We start from the raw sequence: 11,604 nt of genomic DNA on the forward strand, positions 1-11,604 counted from the left end.
TCCGAAAAAATGATTGAAATCAAGAACGTATCGAAGTGGTACGGCCCGGTGCAGGTGCTCAACGATTGTTCGGTGAGCATCTCCAAGGGCGACGTGGTGGTGGTGTGCGGGCCTTCGGGCTCGGGCAAGTCCACCCTCATCAAGACCGTGAACGCGCTCGAGCCCTTCCAGAAGGGCGAGATCACCGTCAATGGCATCCCGCTGCACGACCCCAAGACCAACCTGCCCAAGCTGCGCTCCAAGGTCGGCATGGTGTTCCAGCACTTCGAGCTGTTCCCGCACCTGTCGGTGACCGAGAACCTCACGATCGCTCAGATCAAGGTGCTGGGCCGCTCGCCCGAGGAAGCCAAGACCCGCGGCATGAAGATGCTCGACCGCGTGGGCCTGATGGCGCACAAGGACAAGTTCCCCGGCCAGCTGTCCGGCGGCCAGCAGCAGCGCGTGGCCATCGCCCGTGCCCTGTCGATGGACCCGATGGTGATGCTGTTCGACGAACCCACCTCGGCGCTCGACCCCGAGATGGTCGGCGAAGTGCTCGACGTGATGGTGAGCCTGGCCAAGGAAGGCATGACCATGATGGTGGTCACGCACGAAATGGCCTTCGCCCGCAAGGTGGCGAGCCGCGTGATCTTCATCGACGTGGGCGGCAAGATCCTGGAAGACTGCCCGAAGGACGAGTTCTTCAACCATCCCGAGAACCGCCAGCCGCGCACCAAGGACTTCCTGAACAAGATCCTGCAGCACTGACGAGCCGCTGCCGGGTTCGGTCAAAAGGGGCCGCGCTTCAAGAGCGCGGCCCCTTTTTCATTGGTGGCGGGCGCTGTGCACGCGATCTATTTCGTGCCGGGGCCCGCCGCAAGCACCTTGTCGAAGAACGCCGGAATCTCGCTGCCCAGCCGCACCAGCAGCGCCTTGCGGTCGAAGCCCGGCGGATCGGCCCGGACATCCCCGTCGTCGGTCGGGATCGCACTGGAGGGAGTGTCCATGAAGGCGAAATGCCAGGCGTCGGGAATCCGCTGGAGTTCGGCGTCGGGCATGTTCTGCGCGACCCATTCGGCATGGAAGCGCGGAACGAGAAAGCGGTCCTGCTGCGCCTCGTAGATCCGCGTGGGCACGCGGATGTCCGCGAGCGAAGCGGCCGTGAAGGGTGCGCCGGCCGGGGCCATCGCCACGATCGCCCGGACCCGGGGGTCGCGCAGCGAAGGCAACAGCATTGGCGACATCGGGGCCGTCGCCGTGCTGGCTGGCGCGCCGGCATTGCGCCCGACGCCGCAAAAGATCGGGTCGGCGGCGCGCTCGCTCGCGCAATGGCCGGCGATGCGCGACAGGTCGACCTGCCCGCCGGCGAGCGCCAGCACCGTGTAGCCGCCGGCCGAATGACCCAATGCGCCGATGCGAGGGCCTTGTGCGTCGCCGGCGATCCTGTCCTTCCACAGCGGGTCTTTCAACAGCACGTCGATCACGTGGGAGATCTGCCGCGGCCGTTGCGTGAAGTAGGCCGCCGCGCCTTGCTGCAGCAGTGCGCCGTCCTGCCAGTTGTCCCCCGGATGGCGGATGGCCGCGACCAGGTAGCCGCTCCGCGCGAGCGCTTCGGCCAGGCTGGTGTGGCCCAGTTCGGTGCCGCCGACGCCATGGCTCAACACGATCAGTCCCTTGAAGCGCTCCTCGGGCGGCGCCTGGATGGCCACGCGTACCGTGAACGGTCCCATCGGAATGGCGCGGGCGGCGGCCTGTGTCGGGTAGTAGAGCGCGACCATGGTGGGCGCGGCGTCCGGTGCCCCGCCCGGAAGACTCAATGAGCGCCAGCCGGCTTCGGCGGCCATGAGCTGGAACGACAGCAGCAAGCCCGAGGCGAGCAGCAGGACCTGGCGGAAAACGGTGCGCATCGCGGATCTCCTGGACGGGGTCGGTGGAGTGCGCATGGTTGCCGCGCGCCGCCGCAAGGTCCATGTGGATGCGATGAAGTGCGCGAAAGGCGGCGCGAAATGACCGCATGACGCGCGTGCGCCGGGCTCCGCTATCCCGTCGCCACGATCACATGCGCCTGGATTTTGCCGGCGACCGGGCCTTCGCCATGGCGACCGGCGATCGCCTCCGTTGCGCGGTCCGTGGCGAGCTGAAGCAAGCCGGCGTCGCGCGCCTCGATTTCGCCGCGCAGCGGCGTTCCCTGGCAATAGGCGGTGGCGACCTCACGTGCCGAGGGCGCGCGGCTCACTTTCTCGTGCGTCTCGATCCCGATGCTGGCGAACCCTGCGCGGCCCACATCCGCGCGGATCAACGCGATGTCGTGGTAGCCGTGCGGTGTGCGGGCGAGGAACCGCGGCGGGTCGTGCGGAAACACCGTGGCGACGGCATGGGTGACCTCGTCGGCGAAGGCGTTCTCTTCGATGCGGTCCCAGACACTGAAGACGAAGCGCCCACCGGGCCTCAGCACCCGGCGCGCCTCGGCGTAGCCGGCGACCCGGTCGGGGAAGAACATCGCGCCGAACTGGCAGCAGACCACATCGAACGAGGCATCCTCGAATGGCAGCTGCAGCGCGTCCGCCTGCCGCCATTCGATGCGGCTGTCAGACCCCAGTCGGGTGGCGGCATAGTCGAGCATGGGCTGGTTGAGGTCGCTCACCACGTAGCGCGCGTTGGCGCCGAGCAGGGGCGCCAGCGCCCGCGTGACCACGCCGCTGCCGGCCGCCGTCTCCAGCACCGAGCCGGGCGAGGAGGCCGCGACGAGCGCCGCCATGTCGGTGGCATAGCCCGCGAAGATCAGCGGGACCATCAGCGTGTCGTAGAACTTCGGGATCGAGCCCGAGAACAGCTTGTCGCTTTCAGCCATGAGAGAGACCTCCTCGAAGGCGCTGGGCGGCGTGCTGCCGCACCCTTCCCAGAGCGGGCCATGTCTCCCCGGCGAGTCCGCCGCCTGGCGCAGCGCAGGTGACGGATACGCGATGGTGCGCCGCGCATGCCGTCCCCGTCAACGTCCCCCCAAAGGCGACGCGGCTCAGAGCAGGCGGGCGATGCGCTGCGTCAGCAGATCGAAGAACCCCTGCGCGTCGCCCTCGGCGATCCAGGTCACGTTGGCGGGCTTCTTCAGGCCGCCGTACCAGTCGACCACCGTCTGGCCGAAGCCGAGGCCCTCGCGGCTGTCGACCTCCACGTTCACCTTCCGGCCCTTGAACAGCGAGGGCTGCAGCAGGTAGGCGACCACGGTGGCGTCGTGCACCGGGCCGCCGGTCAGGCCGTAGTACTGCATGTCGTGCTGCACGTAGGCGTCGAGGATGTCGGCCACCGTCCGGCCGGCCTGGTTGCCGATGCCGCGCAGCGTCGCGATGCGCTCGGGGCTGGTCAGCACCTTGTGCGTCAGATCGAGCGGCAGCATGGTGATCGGCACGCCGCTCTTCAGCACGATCTCGGCCGCATGCGGGTCGGCGAAGACATTGAACTCCGCGGTCGGCGTGATGTTGCCGCCGTTGAAGTGCGCGCCGCCCATGAGCACCAGCTCGCGCAGGCCGCGCGTGATGTCGGGGGCCTGCGTCAGCGCCAGCGCGAGGTTGGTCTCGGGCCCGAGCATGGCGAGCGTCACGCTTTTTTCGGGCGCCGCGCGCAGCGTTCGGATCAGGTAGTCGACCGCATTGCCGTCCGCCAGCGGCTGGCTCGGCGCGTGCACCTTGACGCCGGTGATGCCTTCGCTGCCGTGGATGTCGGCCGCATGGATCGGCGTGCGCAGCAGGGGCCGCGGCGCGCCGGCATAGACCGGAATGTCGGGCCGCCCGGCCCACTCGCGCGCGAGCCGCGCATTGCGCGAGGTCTTGGCCAGCGGCACGTTGCCGGCCACGGTGGTCAGTGCCTGGATCTTCAGTTGCTCGGGCGAGGCCATGGCGAAGAGCAGCGCGATCACGTCGTCGGCACCGGGGTCGGTGTCGATGATCAGCGTGTGCACCGTGCCGCCGCCGGGTGCGGTGGCGTCGGCGGCATGGGCTTTCGAGGCAATGAAGCTGGCGGTCAAGAGGGCGAGTCCAACGAGAAGAACCGAAGAAAAGAACGCGAAGCCAGTGCATCGCGCGGCGCGGGCATCGGATCGCGGGTGCATTGTCGGCGGTGAGGCACGGGCTTACAACGGTGCGCCCACCAGCCGCCGCGCGAAGAACGCCAGGATCTCGTCGCGCGCCGCCAGCGTCGGCTGCCCCGCTTCGTCGATCAGGTGCGCCGTGACCACGCTGTGCGGGCTGGCCACCACCTGCGCGAAGAAGGGCGGCGTGTTCGGGTTGGCCGCGCTGTCGGGCAGCACGCGCGCGACGAAGCGTTCGCCCAGTGCCTGCGAGAAGGCCGCGAAGCGCTCGGCCTTGCAGAACCTGTCGCCGTCGAAGCGGTAGGCCATCACCGTCAGGTCTTCGCGCTCCAGGCGCTGGCGCACGGCGGCCAGTTCGTCGGCCGCCACGTTCATGCCGGCGGGGTCGTCCAGCGGCAGCGAAGGCTGGCACACCACCGGCGCGAGCATGGCCGGCTCCATCATCATCGAGAGCGCGAAGTTGCCGGTGAAGCACATGCCGATGGCGCCCACGCCCGGCCCGCCGCATTCCTCGTGCGCGAGCCGCGCGAGCGCGCGCAGCCATCGCGTCACGGGGCTCGACGCGTTCGATGCGAAGGCGCGGAACTCGGCGCTCACGCAGGCGCGCCTGAACACCAGGGTGCCTTCCTCGGCGCCGGGCACCGCGCCGTCGCGCCCGAACAGCGAGGGCATGTAGACCGTGAAGCCGGCGTCGCGCACCCAGCGGGCGAAGCGCGCGACGTGCGGGCTGATGCCGGGCATCTCGGTCATCACGACCACCGCGGGGCCATGGCCGGTGACATGAACCTTCTTCCCGATGCCGTCGAGGGTGATCTGGCGCGGGGTGAAGTCCTCGAGCGGGTCGTCCTGGTCCAGGGAACGCGTGGGTGCCATGGGTGTCTCCTTCGTCGTTCAGAGCGCCGGCGCCGGGTGGACGAGATGCTGCAGATGCGCATAGCCCGCGGCGCGCGCGAAGTCGGGCAGCCGCCAGACCTCGCCGCCCACGCCCCAGGCGCCGTCGGGCACTTCGCTCATCACCACCGAGGTGGCGAGGCGGCGCTTGTCGTCCGCCGGCAGCGCCTCTTGGAACGCGGCGTGCACATGGGCGGTGAAGCGGCTGCGCGATGCATCGTCGAGCACACCGGCGGGCAGGTGCGCGAGCACGGTGCACGGCAGCAGTTGCGCGCTCAGGTCCACGCCGCCGCAGGTCCATGCGCCGGCGGCGGCTTCGTCGACGAGCACCCAGCACATGGCGCGCGCACGGGGATCGTCGGGCATCTGCTCGGCGGCGGCCGCTGCGTCGTTGAGCTTGCGGACCAGGGTGGAGCGGCTCTCGCCGGGAAACGAGCCTTGGGGAATCTTCACGAAGAGGGTGGGCATGTGCGCTCGGCCTTGGCGGCCCGATGGAAACTGAGAGGCTTGTATTGGGCCGCTCGCATCGCCAGAATGACAGTGTCCAATTTGACTGTTTCAGGGCGTTATCGGACAACCATCGACATGCACGATTTCACCGTCCTGGTGCTCCCCGGCGCCTTCAACTCCAGCGTCGCGGTCACGCTCGACATTCTCGGCGCCGCACGGGCCGTGGCCGCGCGTGCGGGCGTTGCGCCGCCGCGGTGGCGGCTGTGCTCGGTGCAGGGCGGCCCGGTGAAGCTGCAGGCCGGCATGACGCTCGACACCACGCGCCTGCCGGTGCGCCCGCGCGACGACCGCTCGACGTGGGTGGTGCCGGGGCTCGGCCTCAACACGCCCGGCGAGATCCGCCAGTGCCTGGAGACCGACGACGCGGCCAAGGCCATTGCGGGCCTCGTGCGCCACGCCAAGGCGGGTGGGCAGGTCGCGGCTTCATGCTCGGCCGTGTTCCTGCTGAACGCCGCGGGGCTGCTTCAGGGCCGGCGCGCGACCACGTCGTGGTGGTACGCGCCGCTGCTCGCGCGCATGGCGCCGGGCTGCACGGTCGATGCCGACCGCATGGTGTGCGCCGACGGCCCCGTGGTCACGGCGGGCGCCGCGTTCGCGCAGACCGACCTGATGCTGCACCTGCTGCGCGAGCGCTGCGGCAGCGCGCTCACCGACCTGGTCTCGCGCATGCTGCTGATCGACGGGCGCCAAGCGCAGTCGCCGTTCATCGTGACGGAGGTGCTGGCCAACGGCAACGAACTGGTGGCGCGGCTCACCGCGCGGGTGGAGTCGGCCTTGCCGGACGCGCCTTCGGTGAGCGTGCTGGCGCGCGAGTTCTGCATGTCGCAGCGAACGCTCGCGCGCCACATCGAGAAGGCCACCGGCAAGAGCACGCAGGCCTTGGTGCAGGGCGTGCGGCTGCGGCGGGCCCGCGCGCTGCTCGAAACCAGCCGCATGACGGTCGAGCAGGTGGCCGGCGCCGTGGGCTACCAGGACGCCACGGCGCTGCGGCGGCTGATGAAGAAGATGGCGGGCGCCAACCCCAGCCGTTACCGGGGCCAGGGCCACTGAGGCGCCCGCGGTTCGCGGTTCCCGCTTACTTCTTGCGCGCGGCGATCGCCTGCTCGGCCTTGGCCACCAGGTCGGCGCCCACGGTCGGCTTCCACTTGTCGTACACCGGGCGCGTGGCCTTCACGAACGCGTCGCGCTCGGCCGGCGTGAGGCTGGTCACGGTCACGCCCATGCCGGCAATGTCCTTGAGCACGGGCTTGTCGGCTTCCACCAGGCCCTTGCGCGCGATGGCGATTTCTTCCTTGCCCGCGTCGACGGCGGCCTGGCGCACGATGGCCTGGTCGGCCGGCGTCCACGAGGCCCAGATTTCCTTGTTCACCACGAACACCAGCGGGTCGGCCACGTAGCCCCAGGTGGTGACGAACTTCTGGCCCACGTTCTGCATCTTCAGCACCGTGAAAAGGAACAGCGGGTTCTCCTGGCCGTCGACCGCGCCGCTGGCGAGCGCGGGCTGCGCATCGGCCCAGCTCATCTGCGTGGGATTGGCGCCCAGCGCGGTGAACATGTCGGAGTAGATGGGCGAGCCGACCACGCGGATCTTCATGCCCTTGACGTCGGCCGGCGACTTGATCGGCCGCTTGGAGTTGGTGATCTCGCGGAAGCCGTTCTCGCCCCAGGCGAGCGGCACCACGCCGGCCTTGTCGAGGGTCTTGAACATGTCCTTGCCGACCTCGCCCTGCGTGAGCGCATCGATGGCCGCGTAGTCGGGCATCAGGAAGGGCATGGAGAACAAGTTGAGCTGCTTGACCTGCGGCGACCAGTTGATGGTCGAGCCCACGGCCATGTCGATCACGCCCTGGCGCAGCGCGCTGAACTCGCGCGTCTGGTCGCCCTGAATGAGCGACACGCCCGGGTACAGCTTGATGTTGATGCGGCCCTGCGTGCGCTCCTTCACCATGTCGGCCCAGATCTTCCCGGCCTGGCCCCAGGGCGTGGGCGGGCCGAGCACCAGCGACATCTTGTATTCGGGCTTGTAGGCGGCCTGTGCCATGGCGCCGGACGAGAACATGCCCAGGGCGGTGGCTGCGGCAGCGAGGCCGAGCAGGGTGCGGCGGAATTTCATGAGAGGTCTCCTGGTGGTTTTTTGAAGAGCGGACAGAAACGGATCAGTAGCCGAGCTTGTGCGGCAGCCACAGCGCGAGTTGCGGAAAGGCGATGACCAGCACCATCACCACGAACATCGAGAACAGCAGCCAGCCGACCCAGCGCACGGTCTCCTCCATGCGCACGCCGGCGATGCGGCACGACACCATGAGGTTCACCGCGAGCGGCGGCGTGAACTGGCCCAGCGCCACCTTCAGCGTGAGGATCACGCCGAACCACACCGGGTCCCACTTGTAGTACTGCACGATCGGCCACAGCAGCGGCACGAAGATCAGGAAGATCGACACGCCGTCCAGGAACATGCCGACCGTGATCAGCAGCAGGATCAGCAGCGCCAGCACCCCGTATTCGCCCAGGCCCGAGTTCACGATGGCATGGGCCACCGGATCGATCACGCCCAGCGTCGACAGCGAGTACGCGAAGATGCCCGCGAGCGACACCACGATCAGGATCACGGCCGACAGCTCGCCCGACTCGCGCAGGATCACGAACAGGTCGCGGACCTTGATCGTGCGGTGCACCACCATGCCCACGAACAGCCCGTAGAACACCGCCACCACGGCCGCCTCGGTGGGCGTGAACCAGCCCAGGCGCATGCCGCCCAGAATGAGCACCGGCGCCGCCAGGCCCCAGCTGGCTTCGCGCAGGCTCCTCCAGAACGGCGGGCGCGGCAGCGCGGCTTCGAGCGTGCCCATGTGGTGCTTGCGCGCCAGCCACACGGCCGGAACCATGAGCGCGAGGCCGGCCAGGATGCCCGGGATCATGCCGGCCGCGAACAGCGCGGGCACCGAAGCATTGGGCACCAGCACCGAGTAGACGATGAAGGCCACCGAGGGCGGGATCAGGATGTCGGTTGCCGCGGCGGCGCCCACCACGCTGGCCGCGAAAGGCTTCGGGTAGCCCGCGCGCGCCATGGCCGCGATCATCACGCCGCCCACCGCGGCGGCCGTGGCCGGACCCGAGCCCGAGATGCCGCCCATGAACATCGCCACCGCAATGGTCACCAGCGGCAGCATGCCCGGGCCGCGCCCCACGATGGCAATGGCGAAGTTCACCAGCCGCAGTGCCACGCCCGAGCGGTCGAAGATGGAGCCGACCAGCACGAACATCGGAATGGCCAGCAGCGGGTACTTGCCCAGGCCGGCGTAGAAGTTCTGCGGCACGGCCAGCAGGCCGAACCACTGGGCATCGCCGTTGGCCAGCGCGATGCAGGCCGCGCCCGCCAGGCCCAGCGCGGCGCCGATGGGCACGCCCACCAGCATCATGGCGACGAAGGCAACGAAGAGCAGGGTGGCGATCACTTGGCGGCGCCTTTGCTGTCCGAGGCGTAGTTGGTCTTGCGGCCGCGGCGCACCATGAGGCCCACGGCGCGCAGTGCAATCGCATAGGACACGATCGGCAGCCAGATCGAGTACCACCAGGCCGGCAGCCCGATGCCCGGCGTGGTCTCCTCGAAGCGGTAGTCGTCCCACACCATGCGCAGGCTGAGCGTGCCGATCAGCAGGAACAGGATGGCGATCATGAGTGCGCCGAACTGCGCGAGCCGCTTGCGCCGTGCCATGGAGCCGCTCTCCGAGAAGTACTCGATGCGGATGTGCCGGTCGCGTGCCACCGCGCCGCAGCCCGCGACCATGGCCAGCATGATCATGAGGAAGACCGAGAACTCTTCGGTCCACGCGAAGGACGAGTCGGTGAAGTAGCGCACCAGCACGTTGGCGAAGGTGATGAGCGCCAGCGCGCCCATGATGAGGACGGTGAGCCAGTCCTCGATGGCAAGGGGAACCTTGGTGGGTTCGTCGGCGGCTGGAATGTCGGGGGGGAGGGGGCTTGCGGCGTCCAGCGTGGGGCCGGACTCGGGTGGAGTTGTCATCGCGGAAGGTCAGTGAGGCAGGACGCCATGTCACCGGGCGGACGCCGGGACGCGTTCCGTACACCTCGACAGGGAAACTGTGACCGATGCTAGGGGGTCGATGACCACTCATGCATCGGGGGTTTCCTTAGCTGGCGGGGCTTTCCTGAGCGGCTTTCAGGGCGGGTGCACAGGCCGCCGGGTACTCCCCTCCGCGAATGTCCCCCGCCCTTCGGGCTCCTCCTTTATTTCGCTGCGGGGAGCACCCGACGCCCTGCGCACGATGAGTGCGGCTGTGGGGTTGGCGGGTCGACCGCTCTGGCGGATTGCAGATGGATGTGCGGGGGCGTGCTACTGAGCTTTCGTGAGAGACGGGCGGTGGATAAGCAGAAGTCCGAAGGGCTGGTGTCGGCTGCGGTCGACCTTGGTGTGGCTGCGTTCGATGTTCGCTTCAGACTGTCTGCTGCCGGTCGACACCAGGCGGCGAACGGCGCTGATGGGCCCATGGCTGAAGTTGACCTGCAGCCAACAGCAGCGTCGAAGGCTTCTGGAGCCCTTCATAATCAAAACCCGCCCCCCGCTTGTTCGAGATGCCGACCTTTCGCCATGGATAAATTCTTGCTTCAACAGCAGGTGCTGGAACGGCTCGCCGAAGACCTGCTGCAAGCCGAACAGGCCGTGCGGGCAGCCCATGAAACGGCGACTCACGAAGAAAACATCGCCGAAAATAAATACGACACATTGGGACTCGAAGCCGCCTACCTGGCCACCGGCCAAGCTCGGCGCGCCGAAGCCATACGCCAGGCGATGGCCAATTGGCGCCGATTCCACCCGCGTCCCTACGACGCCATCAAAGGCATACAACTCGGCTCGCTGGTCTGCCTGGTCGATGCCGACGACAAGCAGCAACATCTCTTTCTCGGCCCGGATGGGGGCAGCATGAAGTTGGTCAGCGGCGCTCGGCTTGTTCAGGTCATCAGCAGCGAAGCCCCTTTGGCCAGGGCAATGCTGGGCAAGTGCGAGGGCGATGAGGTGTCGATGCAGGCCGCTCCGATCCGACAGCAGTTCGAGGTGCTGCGGGTTCTTTAGGCCGCAAGCAGGTTCACGCCGAATTGGCCGAGGTCGGCAGACGTGCAGGCGTCGCGAACGTACCGGCTGGCTGGCAAGGTCGGCAGTACCTGAAAGAGGCCACGGGGTCGAGATGACACTGGCGCATGAATGACCGCTGCGTGACCAAGACCGTGAACCCAGCAGGCCGACATCACCGGCCGCAACCGCTGCATGGCCGCCATCAGAAAACCAACGCCGAACGCCCGCAACGGGTCGACTGTGTGATTCACAGACCGACGCAGCAGACATGTGGTCAGCTTTGACCAGGCGCCAAGAAAATCAGGGCAGACAAAGCCTCCATCCACAGTCGGCTGAAATCGCGCAGCGACGAAGGCTCTGGTTGCCATCGGGCGGCAGTGGCCCGAGTGGCTGAACTCCTGTGAGTCCTGGGTCAGTAGGCACCCATGTAGTCGCGCTTGCCGATCTCAATGCCGTTGTGGCGCAAGAGGGCATAGGCGGTGGTCACGTGGAAGAAAAACTGCGGCAGGCCGTAGTGCAGAAGATATGCGCTGGCGGTCAGCTTCTTTTCCTTGGGAGTGCCGGGGCGCAAGACGATCTCGCGGCTCTCGCTTGAATCAAATTGCCCGGCCTCGAAGGAGCCGATATGGGCCAGAGCTTTGGCGATCAGCGCTTGCAGGTCGGCGAAGCTGACCTCGGTGTCGGGCCAAGACGGCACCTCGGCGCCAGCCAGGCGGGAGGCAATGCCCTTGGAGAAGTCTGCGGCGATCTGGACCTGGCGTATCAGCGGAAACATGTCGGGAAACAACCGCGTCTGCAGCAGCGCATTTGGATCGATATTTTTTTGCGTCGCGTGGTCTTCGGCCTTCTTGAGCACGTCGGACAGGGCGCGCAGCATCTGCTGCATGACGGGAACGGAGGCGTTGTACAGCGGGCTGGTCATGGTGAATTCACTTTTAGATTGGGCACGATGGCCGGAGTTGGCGCGGCAGAGGACCTGCTGACCATGCAAGGCTAACAGCATAGGGTGAACCATCGCGCATGCAGCTTGCAAGCCGCGCGAACGCAC

Annotated in this window: 13 protein-coding genes; 3 read left to right on the top strand and 10 right to left on the bottom strand. The window is 67.8% G+C overall.

From position 1 onward, the window contains the following. The first annotated feature begins 9 nt into the window (after positions 1 to 9). Complete coding sequence (locus BM004_RS00765; RefSeq protein WP_093126387.1) at positions 10 to 747, top strand: amino acid ABC transporter ATP-binding protein; 738 nt, start codon at positions 10 to 12, stop codon at positions 745 to 747. Positions 748 to 833: 86 nt separating this feature from the next. On the opposite strand, the gene BM004_RS00770 is transcribed toward BM004_RS00765, so the two are convergent. From BM004_RS00770 to BM004_RS00790, 5 genes are all read right to left on the bottom strand, one after another. After that, positions 834 to 1,886, bottom strand: coding sequence for an alpha/beta hydrolase family protein (locus tag BM004_RS00770; RefSeq protein ID WP_093210659.1), 1,053 nt, complete (start codon positions 1,884 to 1,886; stop codon positions 834 to 836). Between the two features lie 131 nt (positions 1,887 to 2,017). Further along, positions 2,018 to 2,830: a class I SAM-dependent methyltransferase gene (locus BM004_RS00775; RefSeq protein WP_093210661.1), complete on the bottom strand. Its 813-nt coding sequence runs from the start codon at positions 2,828 to 2,830 to the stop codon at positions 2,018 to 2,020. Positions 2,831 to 2,995: 165 nt separating this feature from the next. Then, complete coding sequence (locus BM004_RS00780) at positions 2,996 to 4,084, bottom strand: nucleoside hydrolase (protein WP_256219736.1); 1,089 nt, start codon at positions 4,082 to 4,084, stop codon at positions 2,996 to 2,998. A 21-nt stretch (positions 4,085 to 4,105) separates the two neighbouring features. Next, positions 4,106 to 4,936 carry a dienelactone hydrolase family protein gene (locus BM004_RS00785; protein ID WP_093210665.1) on the bottom strand — a complete coding sequence of 277 codons (831 nt, stop codon included), beginning with the start codon at positions 4,934 to 4,936 and terminating at the stop codon, positions 4,106 to 4,108. A gap of 18 nt (positions 4,937 to 4,954) precedes the next feature. Beyond that, entirely contained in the window at positions 4,955 to 5,422 is a 468-nt protein-coding gene (locus tag BM004_RS00790) for a tautomerase family protein (RefSeq protein ID WP_093210667.1), read from the bottom strand. A gap of 117 nt (positions 5,423 to 5,539) precedes the next feature. On the opposite strand from BM004_RS00790, the gene BM004_RS00795 reads away from it, so the two are divergent. After that, a complete protein-coding gene (locus tag BM004_RS00795; protein WP_093210669.1) occupies positions 5,540 to 6,514 on the top strand; it encodes a GlxA family transcriptional regulator in 975 nt (324 codons plus the stop codon). A 25-nt stretch (positions 6,515 to 6,539) separates the two neighbouring features. Here BM004_RS00795 and BM004_RS00800 read toward each other — a convergent pair whose 3' ends face one another. The 3 genes from BM004_RS00800 to BM004_RS00810 are packed head-to-tail and all read right to left on the bottom strand — an operon-like array spanning position 6,540 to position 9,488. Further along, positions 6,540 to 7,577, bottom strand: coding sequence for a DctP family TRAP transporter solute-binding subunit (locus tag BM004_RS00800; RefSeq protein ID WP_093210671.1), 1,038 nt, complete (start codon positions 7,575 to 7,577; stop codon positions 6,540 to 6,542). A gap of 43 nt (positions 7,578 to 7,620) precedes the next feature. Continuing rightward, on the bottom strand, positions 7,621 to 8,919 hold the full coding sequence (locus tag BM004_RS00805; RefSeq protein WP_093210673.1) for a TRAP transporter large permease: 1,299 nt from the start codon (positions 8,917 to 8,919) through the stop codon (positions 7,621 to 7,623). Further along, positions 8,916 to 9,488, bottom strand: coding sequence for a TRAP transporter small permease (locus tag BM004_RS00810; RefSeq protein WP_093210675.1), 573 nt, complete (start codon positions 9,486 to 9,488; stop codon positions 8,916 to 8,918). The genes BM004_RS00805 and BM004_RS00810 overlap by 4 nt, the downstream gene beginning before the upstream one ends. Positions 9,489 to 10,073: 585 nt before the next feature. On the opposite strand from BM004_RS00810, the gene BM004_RS00815 reads away from it, so the two are divergent. Next, complete coding sequence (locus tag BM004_RS00815) at positions 10,074 to 10,556, top strand: GreA/GreB family elongation factor (protein WP_093210677.1); 483 nt, start codon at positions 10,074 to 10,076, stop codon at positions 10,554 to 10,556. Here BM004_RS00815 and BM004_RS40540 read toward each other — a convergent pair. Together BM004_RS40540 and BM004_RS00820 are read right to left on the bottom strand one after the other, a co-directional pair. Further along, the gene (locus BM004_RS40540) at positions 10,553 to 10,924 is read right to left on the bottom strand and encodes a hypothetical protein (protein WP_143072388.1); all 372 of its coding nucleotides are present in this window, start codon (positions 10,922 to 10,924) and stop codon (positions 10,553 to 10,555) included. The two genes, BM004_RS00815 and BM004_RS40540, sit on opposite strands and share 4 nt — an antisense overlap. A gap of 44 nt (positions 10,925 to 10,968) precedes the next feature. Continuing rightward, positions 10,969 to 11,478, bottom strand: coding sequence for a DUF1993 domain-containing protein (locus tag BM004_RS00820; protein WP_093126362.1), 510 nt, complete (start codon positions 11,476 to 11,478; stop codon positions 10,969 to 10,971). Positions 11,479 to 11,604 lie beyond the last annotated feature (126 nt).

The sequence above is a fragment of the Variovorax sp. OK212 genome (genome assembly GCF_900112425.1).
Taxonomy (GTDB): domain Bacteria; phylum Pseudomonadota; class Gammaproteobacteria; order Burkholderiales; family Burkholderiaceae_C; genus Variovorax.

Excerpts from the sequence above, each read along its gene's own strand:
- BM004_RS00765 (WP_093126387.1), top strand. The coding sequence starts at position 10 with ATGATTGAAATCAAGAACGTATCGAAGTGGTACGGCCCGGTGCAGGTG.
- BM004_RS00770 (WP_093210659.1), bottom strand. The coding sequence starts at position 1,886 with ATGCGCACCGTTTTCCGCCAGGTCCTGCTGCTCGCCTCGGGCTTGCTG.
- BM004_RS00775 (WP_093210661.1), bottom strand. The coding sequence starts at position 2,830 with ATGGCTGAAAGCGACAAGCTGTTCTCGGGCTCGATCCCGAAGTTCTAC.
- BM004_RS00780 (WP_256219736.1), bottom strand. The coding sequence starts at position 4,084 with ATGCACCCGCGATCCGATGCCCGCGCCGCGCGATGCACTGGCTTCGCG.
- BM004_RS00785 (WP_093210665.1), bottom strand. The coding sequence starts at position 4,936 with ATGGCACCCACGCGTTCCCTGGACCAGGACGACCCGCTCGAGGACTTC.
- BM004_RS00790 (WP_093210667.1), bottom strand. The coding sequence starts at position 5,422 with ATGCCCACCCTCTTCGTGAAGATTCCCCAAGGCTCGTTTCCCGGCGAG.
- BM004_RS00795 (WP_093210669.1), top strand. The coding sequence starts at position 5,540 with ATGCACGATTTCACCGTCCTGGTGCTCCCCGGCGCCTTCAACTCCAGC.
- BM004_RS00800 (WP_093210671.1), bottom strand. The coding sequence starts at position 7,577 with ATGAAATTCCGCCGCACCCTGCTCGGCCTCGCTGCCGCAGCCACCGCC.
- BM004_RS00810 (WP_093210675.1), bottom strand. The coding sequence starts at position 9,488 with ATGACAACTCCACCCGAGTCCGGCCCCACGCTGGACGCCGCAAGCCCC.
- BM004_RS00815 (WP_093210677.1), top strand. The coding sequence starts at position 10,074 with ATGGATAAATTCTTGCTTCAACAGCAGGTGCTGGAACGGCTCGCCGAA.
- BM004_RS40540 (WP_143072388.1), bottom strand. The coding sequence starts at position 10,924 with ATGGCAACCAGAGCCTTCGTCGCTGCGCGATTTCAGCCGACTGTGGAT.
- BM004_RS00820 (WP_093126362.1), bottom strand. The coding sequence starts at position 11,478 with ATGACCAGCCCGCTGTACAACGCCTCCGTTCCCGTCATGCAGCAGATG.